The sequence below is a fragment of the Nocardioides daphniae genome, assembly GCF_004777465.1.
Taxonomy (GTDB): Bacteria; Actinomycetota; Actinomycetes; order Propionibacteriales; family Nocardioidaceae; genus Nocardioides; species Nocardioides daphniae.
In genome coordinates, this window is the sequence record NZ_CP038462.1 from 1,177,633 (window position 1) to 1,197,741 (window position 20,109).

General features: G+C 71.2%; 14 protein-coding genes and 3 pseudogenes. 12 read left to right on the plus strand and 5 right to left on the minus strand.

Annotated elements, in window-relative coordinates:
• Nucleotides 1-40 precede the first annotated feature (40 nt).
• The 6 genes from E2C04_RS19370 to E2C04_RS05825 are packed head-to-tail and all read left to right on the plus strand — an operon-like array spanning nt 41 to nt 9,197.
• Nucleotides 41-1,978, plus strand: coding sequence for a cadherin repeat domain-containing protein (locus E2C04_RS19370; protein ID WP_238694494.1), 1,938 nt, complete (start codon nt 41-43; stop codon nt 1,976-1,978).
• Nucleotides 1,975-6,276 (plus strand): beta strand repeat-containing protein, encoded by a 4,302-nt coding sequence (locus E2C04_RS05805; protein ID WP_135831903.1) that lies wholly within the window; start codon nt 1,975-1,977, stop codon nt 6,274-6,276. Before E2C04_RS19370 ends, E2C04_RS05805 begins: the two co-directional genes overlap by 4 nt.
• 12 nt (nt 6,277-6,288) lie before the next feature.
• Entirely contained in the window at nt 6,289-6,801 is a 513-nt protein-coding gene (locus E2C04_RS05810) for a phage tail protein (protein WP_135831904.1), read from the plus strand.
• A 13-nt stretch (nt 6,802-6,814) separates the two neighbouring features.
• A complete protein-coding gene (locus E2C04_RS05815) occupies nt 6,815-7,333 on the plus strand; it encodes a phage tail protein (RefSeq protein WP_135831905.1) in 519 nt (172 codons plus the stop codon).
• Between the two features lie 60 nt (nt 7,334-7,393).
• The gene (locus E2C04_RS05820; protein WP_135831906.1) at nt 7,394-7,915 is read left to right on the plus strand and encodes a phage tail protein; all 522 of its coding nucleotides are present in this window, start codon (nt 7,394-7,396) and stop codon (nt 7,913-7,915) included.
• Nucleotides 7,916-7,955: 40 nt separating this feature from the next.
• Entirely contained in the window at nt 7,956-9,197 is a 1,242-nt protein-coding gene (locus tag E2C04_RS05825) for an ABC transporter substrate-binding protein (protein ID WP_135831907.1), read from the plus strand.
• A gap of 112 nt (nt 9,198-9,309) precedes the next feature.
• Here the strand turns inward: E2C04_RS05825 and E2C04_RS05830 are convergent, their stop codons facing one another.
• The gene (locus E2C04_RS05830) at nt 9,310-10,209 is read right to left on the minus strand and encodes a hypothetical protein (protein ID WP_135831908.1); all 900 of its coding nucleotides are present in this window, start codon (nt 10,207-10,209) and stop codon (nt 9,310-9,312) included.
• A 308-nt stretch (nt 10,210-10,517) separates the two neighbouring features.
• Here E2C04_RS05830 and E2C04_RS05835 point away from each other — a divergent pair.
• From E2C04_RS05835 to E2C04_RS05850, 4 genes and pseudogenes are all read left to right on the plus strand, one after another.
• A pseudogene (locus E2C04_RS05835) lies at nt 10,518-12,269 on the plus strand (acetolactate synthase large subunit).
• Nucleotides 12,269-12,808 carry an acetolactate synthase small subunit gene (gene ilvN, locus E2C04_RS05840; protein ID WP_135831909.1) on the plus strand — a complete coding sequence of 180 codons (540 nt, stop codon included), beginning with the start codon at nt 12,269-12,271 and terminating at the stop codon, nt 12,806-12,808. Before E2C04_RS05835 ends, ilvN begins: the two are co-directional and overlap by 1 nt.
• A 100-nt stretch (nt 12,809-12,908) precedes the next feature.
• Nucleotides 12,909-13,936, plus strand: a pseudogene (gene ilvC / locus E2C04_RS05845) (ketol-acid reductoisomerase).
• A gap of 254 nt (nt 13,937-14,190) precedes the next feature.
• Entirely contained in the window at nt 14,191-15,516 is a 1,326-nt protein-coding gene (locus E2C04_RS05850; protein WP_135831910.1) for an HNH endonuclease signature motif containing protein, read from the plus strand.
• 87 nt (nt 15,517-15,603) lie between these two features.
• Here E2C04_RS05850 and E2C04_RS05855 read toward each other — a convergent pair whose 3' ends face one another.
• The 3 genes and pseudogenes from E2C04_RS05855 to E2C04_RS21845 form a co-directional block, all read right to left on the minus strand.
• Nucleotides 15,604-16,425, minus strand: coding sequence for an ABC transporter permease subunit (locus E2C04_RS05855; RefSeq protein WP_135831911.1), 822 nt, complete (start codon nt 16,423-16,425; stop codon nt 15,604-15,606).
• Nucleotides 16,422-16,925 carry an AAA family ATPase gene (locus tag E2C04_RS05860; RefSeq protein WP_420873097.1) on the minus strand — a complete coding sequence of 168 codons (504 nt, stop codon included), beginning with the start codon at nt 16,923-16,925 and terminating at the stop codon, nt 16,422-16,424. Before E2C04_RS05860 ends, E2C04_RS05855 begins: the two co-directional genes overlap by 4 nt.
• A pseudogene (locus E2C04_RS21845) lies at nt 16,911-17,319 on the minus strand (ATP-binding cassette domain-containing protein); the annotation flags it as partial. The gene E2C04_RS05860 and the pseudogene E2C04_RS21845, both read right to left, overlap by 15 nt.
• 164 nt (nt 17,320-17,483) lie before the next feature.
• On the opposite strand from E2C04_RS21845, the gene E2C04_RS05865 reads away from it, so the two are divergent.
• A complete protein-coding gene (locus E2C04_RS05865; RefSeq protein WP_135831912.1) occupies nt 17,484-18,188 on the plus strand; it encodes a DsbA family oxidoreductase in 705 nt (234 codons plus the stop codon).
• Between the two features lie 50 nt (nt 18,189-18,238).
• Here E2C04_RS05865 and E2C04_RS05870 read toward each other — a convergent pair whose 3' ends face one another.
• Nucleotides 18,239-18,784, minus strand: coding sequence for a hypothetical protein (locus E2C04_RS05870; RefSeq protein ID WP_135831913.1), 546 nt, complete (start codon nt 18,782-18,784; stop codon nt 18,239-18,241).
• A 119-nt stretch (nt 18,785-18,903) separates the two neighbouring features.
• Between E2C04_RS05870 and E2C04_RS05875 the strand changes: the two genes are divergently transcribed.
• Nucleotides 18,904-20,049, plus strand: coding sequence for a DUF418 domain-containing protein (locus E2C04_RS05875; RefSeq protein WP_135831914.1), 1,146 nt, complete (start codon nt 18,904-18,906; stop codon nt 20,047-20,049).
• The last annotated feature ends 60 nt before the right edge of the window (nt 20,050-20,109 follow it).

The window sequence follows — 20,109 nt, forward strand, 5'->3', positions numbered from 1 at the left end:
CCGCGCGGGTCTCGACTTCGAGGCCGGGGACGAGCGCAGCGTGCGCGTCCAGGCGTACGACGGCACCGCCCGTGTCGAGCGTGCCCTCACCGTCACCGTCGACGACGTCAACGAGACCCCCTCCGCGGTCACCCTGGACTCGCTGACGGTGGCCGAGGACACCGCCTCCGCACGGGTCGGCGGTCTCTCCGCGAGCGACCCCGACGGGGACGCGCTCACCTACGCCCTGGTGGCCGGCAGCGGCGACACCGACAACGCCCTCTTCACGATCGACGACGGGGTGCTGCGGACCAAGGCCTCCGGCGTCGACTTCGAGGCGAAGCCGACCCGCACCGTGCGGATCGCAGCCTCCGACGGCTCCCTGAGCGGCGCGGGCACCGCGTTCACGATCTCCGTCGTCGACCGCAACGACGCCCCGTCGTCGATCACCCTCGACCCGACCAGGATCCGTCTCGACGCCTCGGTCGGCGACGTGGTGGGCACGCTGGCTGCTGCCGACGTCGACGCGACGAAGAACCACACCTTCACCGACGTCTCCGTCGACGGCACCCACTCCGGGCACGGCCTCTTCACCATCGACGGTGACGAGGTCAAGGTCGCCCGGTCCCTGGCCGGACTCTCCGTGGGCTCGGTCGACCTCCGGGTGCGCGTCGACGACCCGTGGGCGGCTGACCGTACGCAGGACGCCTCGCTGACCCGCGTGGTCCGCATCGACCTGCTCAGCGCCCGTGCGATCACCCTCGACACCTCGAGCGTCGACGAGAACGCAGCCGGCGGCACCACCGTCGGCGCCCTGACCTACGTCGACCCGCTGGCTGTCGGGCCCTACACGTTCGCCCTGACGCCGGGCTCCCGCGACAACGGCGACTTCGAGGTCGTCGGCCATGAGCTGCGGACCCGCGTCACCTTCGACCACGAGGTCACGCCTCGTCGCACGGTCGAGGTGCAGGTCTTCGCCGGTGGTGCGGCGCTCTTCACCGCGACCCTCGACGTGGATGTCGACGACGTCAACGAGGCGCCGACCAGCCTGACGCTCTCGTCGGCGACGGTCGCCGAGAACGCATCCGGCGCGACGGTCGGCACCCTCTCGGGCACCGACCCCGACGCGGGCGCGTTCCTGTCGTACGCCCTCGTGCCGGGCGCGGGGGACACGCACAACGCCCAGTTCACGATCGTCGGCGGCACGCTGCGCACCGTCGGTGCGCTCGACTTCGAGGCGGAGGAGACCCGGCAGGTGCGGGTCGCCGTCAGCGACGGCAGCCTCTCCCTGGAGCGTACGTTCGTCGTCGAGCTGGTCGACCGCAACGACGCCCCGACCGCTGTCGCGCTGAGCGACACCACCGTCCTGGACTCCGCCCTCGCGGGTGACGTCGTCGGCACGCTGACGGCCACCGACGCCGACGTCACGAAGCCGCACGTCTTCACCGAGGTCGCCGGCGGCGACCACGGCGGCCTCTTGACCGTCGCCGACGGTCACGTCGAGGTCGCGGGATCCCTGCTCGGCGTCTCCGGGGACAAGACGATCAAGGTCCGTGTCACCGACACGTGGGGCGGGGTGACGCACACGTACGAACAGCTGCTCACGGTCACCGTCGCGCCGGACATCCGCGGTGCCCTCGCGCTCAGCAACGACTCGTTGCCGGAGAACTCGGCGTCCGGGACCACGGTGGGCGACCTGTCGTTCTCCGGGGTCGGGACCGGGCCGTACACGTACACGCTCGGTGCCTCCGCACCGTTCACGCTCACCGGCGCCACGCTGCGCTCGGGACGTTCGTTCGACCACGAAGCCCAGGCGCAGTACGTCGTGCCCGTCACCGTGCGTGACGCCGCCGGCCGCAGGTGGACCCGCGAGGTGACGGTCGACGTCGCCGACGTCGACGAGGCGCCTGTGCGTTCGACGACGGTGATGGACCTCGAGGAGAACGACCCGTCCGCCGGGTTCAGTGCCCGGTTCGACGACCCGGAGGCGCGCCCGTGACCTACCGGTTCGCGACGTGCGCGGGCTTCCCGGACGAGAACCACCGCTTCACCCTGACCACGACCGGCGCCAGCGCCGACGTGCGCAGGCGTACGCCGATGGACTTCGAGGACCCGTCGAACAACCGGGTGCGCGTCTGCCTGGAGGCCAGCGACGGGTCCCTCACGACCACGTACGTCGTGGACGAGCAGGCCCTGGACAGGAATGAGCCGACGACCGACATCACGCTCTCCCGTGCCGTGGCCGACCCCGCGGTGGCCGTCGGCACCGTCGTCGGCACGTTGACCGCCGTCGACCCCGACAGCCGCAAGCCCGTGATCACCGACGTCTCCACGACGGAGTCCGGAGCCGGCTACTTCGAGGTCGTCGGCAACGAGCTCCGCGTCGCGCGCGACCTCAGTGGTGCTTCCGCGACCGAGCTGCAGGTCCGCCTCCGGGCAGCCGACAGCTGGTCGCACCAAGGACCCGCCGTCGCGCAGTCCTTCGAGAAGACCCTGACGATCAGCCTGCTCCAGCCTCTCGAGCTCACTGCTCCGGACGGATCGGTCAACGAGAACCAGGCCGCGGGCACCGTGGTCAGCACCCTCTCCGTGAGCGGTGGCGAGGGCCCCTACACGTACGCCCTGGACGGCACGGCCGCGGACAACGCGCTCTTCGAGGTCGTCGGCAACGAGCTCCGCACCAAGCGTGCCTTCAACTTCGAGGTCGACGGGGCGGCGCTCTCGGCGCGCGTCAAGGTGACCGACCAGCACGGCGACTCCGCATCAGCCGCGGTGGCCGTCACCGTGGGTGACGTCAACGAGTCGTCCCTCGGGTGGTCCTTCAGGGGGGCGGCCGTGATGCAGGACTCTGCCATCGGCACGGTCGTCGGCACCCTGACCGTGCCCGACCCGGACGCGCGCAAGCCGAACCTGACCGTGACCGGCGTCAACGCCCTGTACTTCGGGTTCGACGGCGACAACCTCGTCGTCACCGGTGACCTCAACGGGCTCGCCCCCGGGCCTGTGACGGTCCCCGTGACCATCGGCGACACCTGGGGCACGCCCCCGGTCACCCAGAGCGTGTCCACCTCGTTCTCCGTCACCGTGGTCGCCCCTCTGAGCCTGACGGCTCCGGACGGGACGATCCCCGAAGGGCAGGCGGCCGGCACCGTCGTCACCACCCTGAGCGCGTCCGGCGGGACGACGCCCTACACCTACGCGCTCGACGGCACCAGCGCCGACGGCAGTGACAACGACCGGTTCCAGGTGGTCGGCAACGAGGTGCGCACCAAGGGTCCGCTGGACTTCGACGCCGAGCCGACGCTGACCGTCAAGGTCAAGGTCACCGACGCCTACGGGCGTACGACGCGGCGCACCCTCACCGTGACGGTCACCGACGTCAACGTGGCCCCCACGGACATAGTGCTGTCGTCGACCTCGGTGCCGGAGAACGCCCCCGTCGGGACCGTCGTGGGCACGCTCAGCGCCGTCGACGCCGACACCGGCGACACCCACGTCTTCTCCCGGATCAGCACCGGTCAGCTCTCCGTCTCCGGCAACCGCCTGGTCACGACGGCGTCGTTCAACCACGAGACCACCCCGTCGGTCACCGTGACGCTCAAGGTCGACGACCAACGCGGAGGCGTCTTCCAGCGCGCCGTCACCGTCACGGTCACCGACGAGCCGGAAGCGCCGACGGCGATCAACCTCAGCGCCAGTGACGTCGACGAGGGGCTGCCGGCCGGCACGGTCGTCGGCGACGTCACCGTCGATGACCAGGACCGCGGCGAGACCCACACCTTCACGGTCTTCGGCGGCGTCCCGTTCACCGTCTCGGGCGGCAAGCTCCGGACCACCCAGGTGCTGGACTTCGACGTCACCCGGTCATTCGCGGTCCAGGTCCTGGTCACCGACAAGGACGGGCTCACGTTCACCCGGCTGGTCACGGTCACCGTCAACGACGTGGTCTACGCGCCGCTTGCGAACGGGGAGACGGTCACGGGCTTCATCGGCAACACCAGCAGGGCGGTGACCGGCTCGGTGCTGTCCAACGACACCGACCCGGAGGACAAGTTCGGCCCCCAGGACTCCCTCAGCGTCACCGCCGGCACCCTGACCACCACGCGTGGCGGCACGGTGGTGATGGCGACCGACGGCACGTTCACCTTCCACCCGAAGGCAGGGGACAGGTCAGTCACCGACACGCTCGTCTACACCGTCCGCAGCAGCGTCTCGGGCAAGACCGCGACGGCCACCCTGCGTCTCGAGATCAGTGAGCGCCTCGTCTGGTACGTCGACGACAGCGCTGCTCCCGGTGGCACGGGCACCTCCACCTCGTACTTCCGCGACATCTCCTCGGTGCCGCAGCTCGCGGCCGGCGCGGCCCCGGACGAGGTCTACCTCGCCGACGGCACCTACGGCACCGTGACCATCGGTCGCGGTCGTACGCTGCGCGGCGCCCAGGCGGGCCTGCCCGGCCTGATCAGCGCGGACCCCTCGGCGCTGGCGCAGGTCTCCGTGACGGGCTCCACCCCGGCCGTGGTCGTCGACGGTGGCGGCACGGTCGACGGCGTGCGGATGCGTGCCGTCAGCGGCGCCGCGCTGACCGTCCGTGGTTCCGGTGCGGTCACCGTCACCAGTGCCAGCCAGGTCGAGGGCCAGGGCGTGGGTGTGCACGTCGACGTCGCCGGGGGCCCTGGCGCAGTCGTGATCGACACGGACGTCGCCGGCGCGGTCACGGTCAACGGCAACGCCGCCGCCACCACCTTCAAGGAGCCGGTCACCGGTGCCGTGTCCGTCACCAACAGCCGCGCCGCCGTCATCTTCGAGAAGTCGGTCACGGGCAACGTCACCGCGTCGGGCAACAGCGCTGCCCTCACCTTCAGCGGCCCCGTGAGCGGCGCATCCGTCGCGTTGAGCGGCAACTCGTCGGTGACCACGTTCGGTGGGGTCGTCACCCTCAACCGGTCCGGCGCGCGACGGCGTTCGGGGCGCATTCAAAACGCAGGCACCGTCACTATGGGCGCCACCGGCAACACCGTCACCGGTCCCGTCAGCCTCGAGAACACCACGGTCGGAGCCGCCGGGTTCACGCTGCGGTCGCTCAACGTGCCGAGCTCGCTCGTCGGCTACGGACTGCGGCTGAGGTCGGTCCAGGGCCAGTCTGTCATCGTGCAGGGCACCGGCACCACGGACAGCGGAGGCACGATCACCGCCGCGACCCCCGTGCTCACCGACGGCCGAGTCTCCCTCGAGCTCAACCGGGTCAAGCTCGTCAGCCTGGGTCAGCGAGGCGTCGACGCCAACGCCCTCGCCGGCCCGCTCGCGCTCCTCAACTCGTCGGTGACGGGTGCCCAGGCTGACGCCGTGGCGGTGACGTACGCCGTCCAGGGTGGTGCCCTCCGCCTCGACGGCACCACCGTCACCGGGGCGGGTGACTCCGGAGTTGTGGTCACCGCAGCCTCGGGCGACGTCCCGGTCACCGTGCACAACAGCACCGTCTCCGGCTCCGGCGCGACGGGCGCCGCACGCGACGGCGTACGCGTGGAGTCGCTCGGCTCCTCGCAGGTCACCACCACCGTCACGGGCTCGACGCTGCGGGACAACAAGGGCGACCAGGTCCAGGTGGTCGCGCGTGGCACCGGTACGTCGCGCGCGACGATCACCGGCAACACGCTCGCCAGGTCCGGAGCCACCGGAGCCGGCCAGGGCATCGCCGTCAACGCCGGCGGCGCGCCGTGGACGGGACGGATGGTCTTCGACGTCTCGAACAACCAGGTCCAGGCCGTCGACGGCGCCGGCATCGTGGTCAGCACCAGCGTCGGCGAGCGCCCGACCCCCAGCGGGCTCCTCGAGGGCCGCGTGGCCAACAACGTCTTCGGTGCTGCAGGGTGCGCCGGGACGCCCGCGGTCGTCGTCGACGCCGAGGGCGGGGCGACCCTGACCACGGCGGTGACCGGCAACAGCGGCGTCGCATGCGGGGCTCCGCTGCGGGTCTCAGGAGCGCGGGGAGGCAGCGTCCTCAACCTGACGACCGCCAACAACACCTGGACCGGAACCTCCCCGGCCAGCCTCACGACGGGTGTCACGGGTGTCGCCAACTCCGGGCGCAGCTGCCTCGACCTGCGCACGACCGCCGGAGGCATCACCCTCAGGGCGCTGGGCGGACAGCTGACGCTCCCGGGTTACGCCGGTGCGTGGACGGCAGCAGCCGTGACGCCCTACCTGACCGCCAACAACCCGGGGAGCTCGGTCACCGTCCCCACCTTCCTCGCCACCCAGGCCGGCACGGCAGCGTGCCCCGCGCCCGTCCTCTGACAGGAGAGCTCCATGGCTGAACCATTCCTCAGCGAGGTGCGACTCACCTCGTTCAACTTCCCCCCGAAGGGCTGGGCCCTCTGCAACGGCCAGCTCCTGCCGATCAACCAGAACCAGGCGCTCTTCTCGCTGCTCGGCACCACGTACGGCGGCGACGGTCGGGTCAACTTCGCCCTGCCCAACCTCAGGGGCCGGGTCATCGTGCACGAGGGCAACGGCCACACGCTGGGGGAGGCTGCAGGCGCGACTGCCGTGACGCTGAACATCCAGAACCTGCCGCAGCACTCCCACGGGGTGACCGCGCACACCGGCGGGGCCGCCGCGGACCCCGGGAGCGCGGCGAGGCTCGCGGCCGTCCCCGACGCGTACGCCCTCCCCGCGGTGGCGGCGGGCTCCCTGACCGCGCTGCACCCGGCGAGCGTCACCAACGCCGGAGGCAGCCAGGCGCACGACAACATGCAGCCCTACACCGTCATGAACTACATCATCGCCCTCCAGGGCATCTTCCCGAGTCAGAACTGGTGAGCAGGAGTCACTCATGGCACAGCCCTACGTCGGTGAGATTCGGCTCGGTGGATGGAACTTCGCCCCCAACGGGTGGGCGTTCTGCCACGGACAGCTCCTGTCCATCGCGGAGAACGACGTCCTCTTCCAGCTGATCGGCACCACCTACGGTGGCGACGGCGAGAACACCTTCGCCGTGCCTGACCTGCGTGGCCGGGTCCCCGTCCACATGGGGACCGGTCCGGACGGGACGACCCACCAGATCGGTGGGATGGCCGGCGTCGAGGAGGTCACCCTCAGCGTCCAGCAGATCCCGTCGCACTTCCATCCGCTGGTCGTCTCTGACGGCCCCGGCACCCATGACCTTCCGCGCGGTGGCGTGCTCGCCACGCCTCCGGGCGTGCGCGCGTACGCAGCAGGGGAGACCCCGAACACGGCGCTCTCGCCCGCGACGCTCGGCCCGGCCGGCGGCAGCCAGCCGCACACCAACTTCATGCCTTATCTGTGCATCAACTACGTCATCAGCCTCTACGGCATCTTCCCCAGTCAGTGACCCGGCCGGACCGCAGCCCACCTGACCGCCCACTCGCACCAGAACCACCAGGAGCCACCCATGGCCGATCCCTTCGTCGGTGAGATCCGTTCGTTCCCGTTCAACTTCGCGCCCACGGGCTGGGCCCGCTGCGACGGGCAGCTGCTCCCGATCTCGCAGAACACCGCTCTCTTCTCCCTCCTCGGCACCTCCTTCGGGGGCGACGGCAGGTCGACCTTCGCGCTGCCCGACCTCCAGGGAGCCGCAGCGATGGGAGCTGGTCACGGCCCCGGCCTCAGCCTCCACGACCTCGGGGAGACCGGCGGAGAGGAGAGCGTGACCCTGCTGGAGTCGGAGATGCCCGTCCACTCCCACACGGTGCAGGTGTCGAACGCCGAGGCGACCTCCCGTACGCCCGTGGCCGGCGCCGCCCTGGCGACCCCGCCCGAGGGCGACCTCTACGCCACCAGCGGCGGCACCGAGCAGATGGCGCCCGAGTCCCTCGCCCCCAGTGGTGGCTCACTGCCGCACAACAACATGCAGCCCTACCTGGTCATGCAGTACTGCATCGCCCTCCAGGGCGTCTTCCCGCAGCGTCCGTGATGACGGCCTGCTTCCTTCCGTCCGCCCAGGAGAACCAGCCATGACCCCCAGCTCCAGCGCCGAGGACACCCAGCGCCCCGTCGGCGTCTCGCGCCGCGGCGTGCTCGCCGGTACGGCCGCGACCGGCGCCGCCCTGACCATCGAGGCCGCGCCCGCGCACGCGGCTCGTCCGCTGCGCGTCGCCGTCCTCCTCACCGCCGGGGTGGGGGACGGGCGCGCCGGCCAGCGGCTCCTGGCCGGCCTGCGCATCGGCTTCGCCCGGGCCGGGCAACCGGTGACGCTGCGCAGCCGCACGGTCCACTCGCCCAGCGCCGCCCACGCCGAGGCGGTCAAGGTCCTCGACGGCGGTGCCGACGTGCTCGTCGCAGCCATCTCGGGGCTCGCCCTGCCGCGGGTGGCGCAGCTCTGTGCGGAGCGCAAGGTCGCCCTGGTGGTCGCCAACTCCGGGGCCCACGTCAACGACCTGTCGCTCACGGGCGTCGTGGTCAACTCGCTGCAGATCTGGCAGTCGGCCTTCGCCATGGGTCGCTTCGCCGCGCGTCGCCTGGGTGGCTCGGTCTTCACGATCACCGCAGCGCCGGACGCCGGCTACGACTCGGTCTACGCCCTGCAGCGCGGCTTCACCGGCGCCGGCGGTCGGGTCGTCGGCCGCGCCGTCACGCACCAGGCGACCAAGGGCCTCGTCGAGGCCGCCCGGCAGGCGCGCCGCAGCGGCGCCGCCGTCGTCAGCGTGCACGCGACCAAGCAGCGGGCCGTCGAGATCGTCAAGGCCTGCCGCGCTGCCGGTTTCCAGGGCAGCATCGTGGTCGACCCGCTGAGCCTCGAGCTCGGCGCGGCCGGCCGGGCCGAGCTCGCGCGCGCCGGTGCCTGGACGACGTCCGCGTGGGCGTACGACCAGGGCAACTCGCACGCGCGCGACCTCGCCCGTCGCTGGAAGCGTCAGGTCGGGGGTCGCCCCGACGCCTGGGCGCTGCTGGGGCACGACACCGCGCTGCTCGTCGCCGAGGGCGCGCGACGCGTCCGACGGCGCGGGGGAGGGCTGCGTACGCTGCCCGCCAAGCTGAGGCACGCGAAGGTCGCCGGCGCCCGGGGGCTGCAGGTCGTCAACGGCGCCACGGGTGTGGTGAGCACGCCGCTGGTGGTCCGCCGCGCGCGACCCAAGGACCTGAGCGGGGCACGCGTCATGGCGCGACCCGCGCGGGTCCCGGGCGATGCCCCGGCGATGGTCGTGCAGGGGCGTGGGGACAAGTCCGGCTACGTCGACGAGTACACGACGACCTGACTGCGTACGTCCTACGTGGGCACATCGGTGATCTCACGGATGTGCCGTGGACCCGCCCTGCGTCAGTCTGGATGACAGACAGCAGGGCGTTCCGGGACGGGCGAGATGGGGGTCAGTCCGTGCCGGTGCTCCCGGGAGCGGGGTCGTGCGTGGCGGCGCGTGACCCCTCCCGGTCAGTGTCCCGGGGGCCATCGGCCTCCGGGACACTTGCACGTCCAGTGGCTGTGCCCTTGTCTCGCGGACCCTCGGGGGCCACGACCTTCTCCTGCTTGCGGTGCCGGCGCGCCTCGTTGAGGGCGAGCAGGACGGCGACCAGCACCGGCACGCCGTACTTGACCACAGGCTCGACCCAGCCGGGCAGGGAGACGTCCGGCAGGTTCCAGTCGGGCCACGGGATCGAGGGCAGGTCGATGTCCGGCCAGGGGATGGAGGGCAGGTTCCAGTCGGGCCAGGGGATCGACGGGAGGTCCCAGTTCGGGACGAACCGGGAGAGCCAGGGGAGCACCCAGCGGGTGAGCACCAGGACGGCCAGCAGGGCGGCCATCATGCTGCCGCCCTTGGTGAGCCCGGCTCGGAGCGCGTGCAGGTGGGGGTGCCGGCGGATCCACTCCTGGCGCGCGGCCGCCTTGGAGCCCGGCTCCGGCGTGAGGTCGACGGCGCCGAGGCCGAGCGCGGCGTTGGCCGGCTCGGCGTGCCAGGTGACGCGACGGGTGGGGCCGACCAGGGGCGCGAGCCGGAGGGCGACGGCACCCAGGGCGTCGCGCTCCTCCTCGGACAGCGCGGCCAGCCGTGCGCGCTCGGCGTCCCACTCGGGGGCGTCGTCGGGGAAGGTGCCGGCGGTGAGCTGGGCCTTGTCGTCGGCCGTCAGGGCGACCGCCAGGGTCTCCGCGCCCCGGCGCCACAGGATCCGCTTGCGCAGGCCGGCCTCGGTGACCTCGACGACGTGCGTGACCCCGCCGTCGGTGAGGAACCACCGCTCCACGGTCGCCCCGTCCTCGTGCTCGCCTTCCACGCGGACACTGTAGGAGAACCGCGCGTGGGGAGCACCACACGCCCCGGGGGCCTCCGAGGAGTGGGATCGCCGGCTCACGATGTGGGACGCATGGCACACTGGGTTGACGTCGGGTGCCCGTGGCGGCGACCGTAGGTCCATGCGCATGGACCTTCTCGTACGCACGCGACGCGTGAGCTGAAGACAACGTCTCCAGACACACGCGTCACCCCTCGTCGCCGACTCCGGCCGAGGGGTTTTTTGTTGGGCACACGACGATGGTCGCCGACCGGCGATCGACCGAGCAGGGCAGTGAGGAAGAACAAGAGATGAGCGAGCAGGGCGGCGCCATCACCGGTGCACAGAGCCTGGTGCGATCACTGGAGCACGCGGGTGTCGAGCACATCTTCGGCATTCCCGGCGGCGCGATCCTCCCGGCGTACGACCCTTGATGGACTCGAAGAAGATCCGTCACATCCTGGTCCGCCACGAGCAGGGCGCCGGCCACGCCGCGCAGGGCTACGCCACGGCCACCGGCCGCGTCGGTGTCTGCATGGCGACCTCCGGGCCGGGCGCGACCAACCTGGTCACGCCGATCGCCGACGCCTACATGGACTCGGTCCCGATGGTGGCCGTCACGGGGCAGGTCGGCTCGTCGCTGATCGGCACCGACGCCTTCCAGGAGGCCGACATCCGCGGCATCACGATGCCGGTCACCAAGCACAACTTCCTGGTGACCGACCCCGAGGACATCCCGCGCACGGTCGCCGAGGCCTTCCACATCGCCTCGACCGGTCGCCCCGGTCCGGTGCTCGTCGACGTCACCAAGTCGGCGCTGCAGCAGATGACCGGCTTCACCTGGCCGACCGAGATCAACCTGCCCGGCTACCGCCCGGTGACGCGCCCGCACAGCAAGCAGATCCGTGAGGCCGCGCGCCTCATGCTCGCCTCCAAGCGCCCGGTGCTGTACGTCGGTGGTGGCGTGATCCGCGCCCGCGCCTCGAAGGAGCTGCGAGCGCTGGCCGAGTACACCGGCATCCCCGTGGTCACCACGCTGATGGCCCGCGGCGCCTTCCCCGACTCGCACCCGCAGCACCTGGGCATGCCCGGCATGCACGGCACCGTCGCCGCGGTCGCCGGCCTCCAGCGCTCCGACCTGATCATCAGCCTCGGTGCCCGCTTCGACGACCGCGTCACCGGCAACCTGGACTCCTTCGCGCCCAACGCGCTGGTCATCCACGCCGACATCGACCCGGCCGAGATCGGCAAGAACCGCCACGCCGACGTGCCGATCGTGGGCGACGCCCGCGAGGTGCTGGTCGACCTGCTGGCGCTGCTCAAGGCCGAGGCCGAGCAGGGTCGCGAGGGCGACTACGAGCAGTGGATCGACTTCTGCGCGACCACCAAGAAGAACTACCCGCTCGGCTACGACAAGCCGACCGACGGCAGCCTCGCCCCAGTACGTCCTCGAGCGCCTGGGCAAGATCTCGGGCCCGGAGTCGATCTATGCCGCGGGTGTCGGTCAGCACCAGATGTGGGCCACCCACTTCATCGGCTACGAGCACCCGAACACCTGGCTCAACTCCGGCGGCCTGGGCACCATGGGCTACTCGGTGCCGGCCGCGATGGGTGCCAAGGTCGGCGCCCCCGACACCACGGTGTGGGCGATCGACGGCGACGGCTGCTTCCAGATGACCAACCAGGAGCTGGCCACCTGCGCGATCAACGACATCCCGATCAAGGTCGCGGTGATCAACAACGAGTCGCTCGGCATGGTGCGCCAGTGGCAGACGCTCTTCTACAACGAGCGCTACTCCAACACCGACCTGCACTCCAAGCGCATCCCCGACTTCGTCAAGCTCGCCGAGGCGCTGGGCTGCGTGGGTCTGTCGTGCGAGTCGGAGGCCGACGTCGACGCCACCATCGAGAAGGCCATGGAGATCAACGACCAGCCCGTCGTGATCGACTTCCGCGTCCACCGTGACGCGATGGTGTGGCCGATGGTCGCCGCCGGGACCAGCAACGACGACATCCAGTACGCCCGGGACCTGGCTCCCCAGTTCGACGAGGACGACCTCTGATGAGCAAGCACACCCTGTCCGTCCTGGTGGAGAACAAGCCGGGCGTCCTGACCCGCGTGGCGGCCCTCTTCAGCCGCCGTGGCTTCAACATCGACAGCCTCGCCGTGGGCCCGACCGAGCACCCCGAGATCTCCCGGATGACCATCGTGGTCAACGTCGAGGACCTCCCGCTCGAGCAGGTCACCAAGCAGCTCAACAAGCTCGTCGAGGTGCTGAAGATCGTCGAGCTCGACGGTGACGCCTCGGTGCGCCGCGAGCTGCTGCTGGTCAAGGTCAAGGCCGACGCGGAGACCCGCGGCAACGTCCTCGACGCGATCCAGCTCTTCAAGGCGAAGGTCGTCGACGTGGCGCCCGACGCCGTGACCATCGAGGTCACCGGCAACTCCGACAAGCTGCGTGACTTCCTCGCGGTGCTCGAGCCCTTCGGCATCCGTGAGCTCGTCCAGTCCGGCATGGTCGCGATCGGGCGCGGCTCGCGCTCGATCACCGAGCGCACCGCCAAGCCGGTCCCGGTCCCCGTGCCCGACGCGTACGTCTGATCCACCCGTCCGCGGTCGGGAGCACCCCGCGTGGACACCCCGACCCGCCTGTTGCGAAGATTTCCAACAGCACCGCACCCCTCAAGAAGGAGAGCCCACCGTGGCTGAGATGTTCTACGACGACGACGCTGACCTGACCCTGATCCAGGGCAAGAAGGTCGCCGTGATCGGTTACGGCAGCCAGGGCCACGCCCACGCGCTGAACCTGCGCGACTCCGGCGTCGACGTCCGCATCGGTCTTCCCGAGGGCTCCAAGTCCCGTGCGAAGGCTGAGGACGAGGGCTTCACCGTCCTCACGCCCGCCGAGGCCGCTGCCGAGGCCGACGTCATCGTGATCCTCGCTCCCGACCAGCACCAGCGCAAGCTGTACGCACGGAGTCGATCGCCCCGAACCTCAACGAGGGCGACACCCTGGTCTTCGGCCACGGCTTCAACATCCGCTTCGGCTACATCACCGCGCCCGAGGGCGTCGACGTGATCATGGTCGCCCCCAAGGCTCCCGGCCACACCGTGCGTCGCGAGTACGTCGCCGGCCGCGGCATCCCGGACATCATCGCGGTCGAGCAGGACGCCTCGGGCAAGGCCTGGGACCTCGCGAAGTCCTACGCCAAGGGCATCGGCGGCACCCGCGCCGGCGTCATCAAGACCACCTTCACCGAGGAGACCGAGACCGACCTGTTCGGCGAGCAGGCCGTCCTCTGCGGTGGTGCCTCGCAGCTCGTCCAGTACGGCTTCGAGACCCTGACCGAGGCCGGCTACCAGCCGGAGATCGCCTACTTCGAGGTGCTGCACGAGCTCAAGCTCATCGTCGACCTCATGTGGGAGGGCGGCATCGCCAAGCAGCGCTGGTCGGTCTCCGACACCGCTGAGTACGGCGACTATGTCTCCGGCCCGCGCGTCATCGACCCGTCGGTGAAGGAGAACATGAAGGCTGTCCTCGCGGACATCCAGAACGGCAACTTCGCCAAGCGCTTCATCGACGACCAGGACAACGGCGCCAAGGAGTTCCTCGAGCTGCGTGCCAAGGGTGCTGCCCACCCGATCGAGGAGACCGGCCAGAAGTTGCGCAAGCACTTCTCGTGGAAGCAGCAGGACGCTGACTACACCGAGGGCTCCGCTGCACGCTGAGGAGTGAGCCCGGAGGTACGCCGAGCGCCAGCGAGGTGTGCCGGAGGGTGAGCCCCGCAGGCGTGCAGCAAATGAAGCACCGCTGCACGCTGAGGAGTGAGCCCGGAGGTACGCCGAGCGCCAGCGAGGTGTGCCGGAGGGTGACCATTCGTACGACGCCCGTCGAACCGTGAGGTTCGGCGGGCGTCGTCGTCTTTCCGGATACCGATTCGAGGGGATGGTCAGGGCGCTGAGACTTCCGTAGAATCGAACACATGTTCGAATCCGTGACGTCTCCTGGTGACCTCGTCGCGCTGGCGCGTGCCAACGCGGCGCTGGTGCGGCGCGCGGAGGCGGACACGCTGCTCATCGCCTACGAATGGGCGATCGCGCATCCGGCCGCTGAGGACGGGCGCGACGCTGCGGCGTTCCACTGCCAGCTGGGGATCGAGCCGATCTCGGGCGACGGGACCCCGGAGGTCAACGAGTACGCCGTCGCCGAGCTCGGCGGTGCGCTGGGGTTGTCGACCGATGCGGCGAAGAAGCTCATCGGCCACACCCTGGAGCTGGCGCACCGGCTGCCCAAGCTCTGGGCGCGGGTGACGGCCGGGGAGGTGCCGGTCTGGCGAGCCCGGCTGGTGCCCGAGGCCACGATCCATGCCTACCCGGCGTTGCCCGCTGAGGGCGTCGCGTGGATCGACGGACAGGTCGCGCCGTTCATCGAGAAGATGGGTCGCGCGGCGATCGACCGGCTCATCGGACGGGCGATGAAGCTCTACGGGCTCGCGACCGACGAGGACGACGACAACGCACAGTCCGACACCCGGCACGTCACGATCGTCGGCGAGCGCGACCCGTTCGCGACGACGATGCAGGTCCACGCCGAGCTCGACATTGCCGATGCGTTGGACCTCGAGCAGGCCGTCGCTGCCGGTGCCGCCGGGTTGAAGGCAGCCGGCTGCGAGGAGTCGCTGGACGTACGCCGCTCCCTCGCGCTCGGCGAGTTGGCCCGGCACCAGACCGCCCTCGACCTCGCTGGCGCAGGTGCAGACGAGGAGACGGTCGGCCGCACCACTGCCCGCCGCGTCGACCTGCACCTGCACTTCACCGCCTCGGTCGAGCCCGACGAGTCGATCTCCTTCGGCGTCACCGGCCAGCTGGAGAACCGCCAGCGACTGATCCTGCTCGAGCAGGTCCGACGCTGGGTCGCCACCAGCCACACCGACGTGCGGATCCTGCCGGTCGTCGACCTCAACGCCTCGCTCGCGACCGACTGCTACGAACCCACCGACCGGCTCCGCCGCCAGGTCCAGCTGCGTGACGAGACCTGTGTCTTCCCGCACTGCACCCGACCGAGTCGACGCTGCGACGTCGACCACGTCGTCCCGTTCGACCACGCCGCCGCGCGCGAGGGCCGACTCCAACCAGGGCCTACTGAGACAAGCAACTTGGCGACGCTTTGCCGGAGCCACCACCGGCTCAAGACCCACACCGCGTGGCACCTGGAATCGCCAGGCAGCGGGGTCTTCGAGTGGACCTCACCCCACGGGCAACGGTTCCGACGCGACCGCCACGGCACGACCGACCTGACACCTGCCTGACCCGGGTCCGGAGCGACCACGCCCGACGGCCTCGACGCAGTGCGCCGAGGCCGCCAGTGGGGGCTCAGGAGTGGAGCCAGTGCGTCGTCACTTGATCTCGCTGCGCATCAGGTAGCGCAGCCCGATGACCAGCGGCGCCACCATCCAGATCAGGGTCGTCACGCCGAGCTGGGCCCAGCCCTCGGCGGTCGGCGTCTGCGCGAAGAGTGACGTCACGTTGTAGAAGAGGTCCACCCACGGCCATGCGTCGTGGAACGACTCCTGGTAGAACGCCAGCGCCCCGAAGACGTTGGGAAGGATCAGGCTGTAGACGAAGTAGCCGACGATCGCGGCGGGGGAGTTGCGCAGCACCACGCCGAGGGTGAAGCCCATGAGCATCCCCATCACGTTGCCGAGCAGCACCAGCGCCAGGTCCGTCGCGGTCAGCCCCCACACGGCGTCGACGCCGTGGATCCCGGCCCCGACCAGGTTGCCGACCGCGCCGACAGCCATGGCGACGACGATGCCGACCACGCCCACGGCGACCGTGACCAGTGCCTTGGCCGCGATCACCCGACCGCGGTGCGGCACCAGGGTGAAGGTGGTGAGGCCGGTGCGCTGGCTCCACTCCGACGTCACCGACAGGATCGCCAGGATCGGCAGGATGATGGCGATCGGCATGCCGATCGCGGCGGAGAAGTTCTCGTAGTTGATCGCGCTCTCCCCGCCGAAGAGGATCACCCCTCCGGAGGCGAGCACCGACAGGATCGCGATGCTCGCCAGCAGCCAGAAGCCCGACCGGGTGTTGAACATCTTCACCAGCTCGACGCGCAGCAGCCCGGCGAAGCTCAGCGGGGCGACGGCGCCCCGGGCGCGGCCCGGCACGGCACCGGTGTCGGTGGGGGACGGGACGTACGTGGTGGTGCTCATGCTGCGACTCCTTCGCGCTGCGAGGCGGCGGTGAGCTCGAGGAACATCTCCTCCAGGCCGGCGCCGTCGGCCGACCTGAGCTCGGTGAGGGCGACCCCCGCCGACAGTGCGACCCGGCCGACCATGTCGGGGGAGGCGTCGGTGTGGAGCGCGTGGTCAGGCGTACGTGTGACGTGCAGGCCCGCGGCCTTCATCGCGGTGGCGAGCGCCTCGACGTCCGAGCCGCGTACGACCGTGCCCGCCGCGGCGAGCAGCTCCGCCTTCGTGCCCTGCGCGACGACGCGGCCGTTGCCGATCAGCACCAGGTCGTCGGCGATCACCTCGATCTCGTGGAGCAGGTGCGAGGAGAGCAGCACCGTCCCGCCGTCGTCGGCGAAGGTGCGCAGCAGGTCGCGCATCCACCGGATGCCGGCCGGGTCGAGGCCGTTGGCGGGCTCGTCCAGGATCAGCACCTGCGGGTCGCCCAGCAGGGCGGCCGCGATGCCGAGCCGCTGGCGCATGCCGAGCGAGTAGTGGCGCACCCGTCGTGTCGCCTCCTCCTCGTTCAGGCCGACCTTGGCCAGCATCACGTCGACCCGCCCCAGCGGCAGGCCCATGGTCAGCGCGGCGACCTTGAGGATGTCGCGGCCCGTGCGCCCGGCGTGCTGTGCCGAGGCGTCCAGCAGCACGCCCACCTCCCGTCCGGGGTTCGGCAGGTCGGTGAAGCGGCGGCCGTTGACGAGTGCCTCGCCGGGTCGGCGGGGTCAGCCCCACCATGACGCGCATGGACGTGGACTTGCCGGCGCCGTTGGGCCCCAGGAAGCCGGTCACGCGGCCGGGCTGTGCCGTGAACGAGACGTCGTCGACGGCCAGGAAGCCGCCGTACCTCTTGGTGAGAGCGTTGACTGTGATCATGGGCCACAGCCTCGCGCCGGTGTGCCCCCGCGCACATCGGGGAGACCAACGGGCTCGACCCCCGAGCGACCCTGAGAGGTGCTCAGGGTCGTCCCCTGCCCCGTTCGGGGGAGTGGGGAACAGGCGAGGGAACAAACCGCCGCCGCCGCGGCGTTGGCCAGCACATGCGCATCGAGATCTGGAGTGACGTCGTCTGCCCGTGGTGCTACATCGGCAAGCGCCGGTTGGAGTCCGCCCTGGCCACCTTCGACCACGCCGACGACGTGGAGGTCGTCTGGCGCTCCTACCAGCTCGACCCGAGCGCCCCGAAGGACGAGGTCGTCACCACCGTCGAGGCGCTGGGAGCCAAGTTCCCCGGTGGTCCCGCGCAGGTCACCGAGATGCACGCGCGCACCCGGGGCATCGCCGCCGAGGAGGGCCTCGAGTTCGGTGACCACTCCTTCCACGCCAACACCGTCGACGCGCACCGCGTCCTCCACCTCGCCCTCGAGACCGGCGGTCCCGAGCTCCAGGGCCAGCTGAAGGAAGCACTCCTGCACGCGCACTTCGTCGACAACCGCCACGTCGGTGACGCCCGCGTCCTCACCGAGGTCGCCACCTCCGTCGGGCTGCCCGCCGACCGCGTCGCCGCCGTCCTGGCCAGCGAGGAGTACGCAGCCTCCGTCGCCGACGACGTTGCGCAGGCCCGGGCGTACGGCGCGACGGGGGTGCCGTTCTTCGTGGTCGACGCCAAGTACGGCATCTCCGGCGCCCAGCCCGTCGAGGTCTTCAGCCAGGTGCTCGAGCAGGCCTGGGCCGACTCCCACCCGGCCATCGCCGTGGTCGGCGGCGACGCCGAGGCCTGCGGCCCGGACGGCTGCGCGATCTGACGCACGCTGGGCCCGGACCTTGGGCCCACGAGCTGGCCCGGACGGTGGGGTCAGACGACGGCGAAGAGCCCGACGACCAGCGCCAGCGCCACGCCGACGAGTCCACCCAGGGCCCCCTGCACGGTCGGGTGCCAGTACCGGACCCCGGTCGTGCCGCGCAGGAGCAGCACCGTCAGGCCGCCGACCACCAGGCTCAGCACGAACGAGCCGCCGGCCCAGGGGAGCAGCTCAGCCAGCTGGTTCGAAAACCACTGCCCGCCGGCGCCCTCGTAGAGCTCGCCCGTCGACTCGTCGGCGGCGACCGAGCCACCGGTGAGCGCCAGCATCATGGCGAAGAGGGCCCAGATCACAGCCAGCACGACCACCCCGACCAGCATGACCACCACGGGGGCCAGCACCGAGAAGCAGGCCAGGGCGGCCAGGGCCGCGCCCGGCGACCGCACCCGGCGCTCCGGCCGCTGCCAGACCTGCGGCGGTGCCGACGCGTGCCCCACCGGCGGCGCCGGCCGACCAGCCGGCGGCCGCGGGTAGGCGGGTCCGAGCGGACCGCCTCCGGGTGCGGTGGGAGGCGGGTTGCCGTGGCGTGGGTCGTTCACGTGGACTCCTGAGATCGAGGGCGGCGGGAGCCGGTGGCTGGCGCCCACGCTAACGACCGACCGGTCCCGCGACCTGAGTCGAACCACTCAGGTCGCAGCGCGTGCGCCATCATGTGTGCGTGACCACGACCACATCCAGCGTTGTCCCGGCCACCCGCCCTCGTGCCGCCCTCCGCGAGTGGGGCGTCGACCTGGCCCGGGGCGTCGCGGTCATCTCCATGTTCGTGGCACACACCGCGCCCACGGCCGGGCCCGGCGACGTGCTGATCCTGTCGGAGTTCCTGACCTTCCCGCTCTTCGCGCTGCTCGTCGGCGCCGGCGCCGAGCTGGCCGCCCGTCGCAGCGGCGTGCTGGAGCACGGTGTCGCCTCGCTGGTCCGCGCCGCCGCGCTGCTCCTGGCGGGGTGGCTGCTGGCCAAGGCGGGTGCCTGGGTCGTCATCGTGCTGGCGCCGTTGGGCGTGCTCACGCTGCTCTGCTGGGCCGTCTCCCGGCTCCCCGCCCTGGCAGTCGGGGCCGTGGCCCTCGTGGCGGCGGCGGTGGCGCCGTGGACCATCGAGGCGAGCCGCGCCACGGTGATGGAGATGGTCGTCGCCCAGGAGACCGCCCAGCTCTGGTGGTTCGAGCTGCTGGTCAGCACCAGCTATCCCCAGGCCGTGCTCCTGCTGGCCGGCTGCGTCGGCATCCTCGCCACCCGCCTGCTCGTCCCGCGCTCCGGGCGCCCCGTCCCCGCCGCCACCGCCGGCACGGTCCTGGCCGCCTCGCTGCTCGTCTTCGGCCTGCTCACCGCGCTGCGGCTCACCGGGCGCACCGACATCGCCCCCTACGAGACGACCTGGCCCGAGCAGCTCTTCGTCGTCTCCCTCGCGCTCGGCACGTACGCCGCGTGCTTCCTGCTCGCGCGGCTCGACGTCGTACGCCGTGTGCTCACGCCCCTGGCCTGGGTCGGCGCCATGACCCTCACCGTCTACGCGCTGCACATCGGGTGGCTGGCGTGGTGGGCCCGGGGGCTGTACCCCGGAACTCCCGACGACGCCTGGGTCAACGTGTTCGGCATGAGCGCCGGTGCCCTCGTGGTGGCCACGCTCTGGCACCTGCTGCGCGCTCCCGGGCCCTGGCGCCGCGGCCCGCTCGAGGGAGCGGTGGGCCTCGCCGTGCTGGTCGCCACCCTCGGCCTCCGGGAGCGGGAGGACGCCTCGCGCGCGGCGGGGGAGCAGCAGGTCTCACCAACCCGGCCCGCGCTGATCGGCGACGGCGGGGAGAGGTAGCATCAGGCCCAAGCACAGCGTTGTGCGCACCGCGTCGACGACAGTCCGCGGGCCTGCCAC

Bases quoted from the DNA above. Each gene is read 5' to 3' on its own strand.
- E2C04_RS05855 (WP_135831911.1), bottom strand. From the start codon at position 16,425: ATGAGCACCACCACGTACGTCCCGTCCCCCACCGACACCGGTGCCGTG.
- ilvN (WP_135831909.1), top strand. From the start codon at position 12,269: ATGAGCAAGCACACCCTGTCCGTCCTGGTGGAGAACAAGCCGGGCGTC.
- E2C04_RS05850 (WP_135831910.1), top strand. From the start codon at position 14,191: ATGTTCGAATCCGTGACGTCTCCTGGTGACCTCGTCGCGCTGGCGCGT.
- E2C04_RS05820 (WP_135831906.1), top strand. From the start codon at position 7,394: ATGGCCGATCCCTTCGTCGGTGAGATCCGTTCGTTCCCGTTCAACTTC.
- E2C04_RS05825 (WP_135831907.1), top strand. From the start codon at position 7,956: ATGACCCCCAGCTCCAGCGCCGAGGACACCCAGCGCCCCGTCGGCGTC.
- E2C04_RS05810 (WP_135831904.1), top strand. From the start codon at position 6,289: ATGGCTGAACCATTCCTCAGCGAGGTGCGACTCACCTCGTTCAACTTC.
- E2C04_RS05860 (WP_420873097.1), bottom strand. From the start codon at position 16,925: ATGCGCCAGCGGCTCGGCATCGCGGCCGCCCTGCTGGGCGACCCGCAG.
- E2C04_RS05815 (WP_135831905.1), top strand. From the start codon at position 6,815: ATGGCACAGCCCTACGTCGGTGAGATTCGGCTCGGTGGATGGAACTTC.
- E2C04_RS05865 (WP_135831912.1), top strand. From the start codon at position 17,484: ATGCGCATCGAGATCTGGAGTGACGTCGTCTGCCCGTGGTGCTACATC.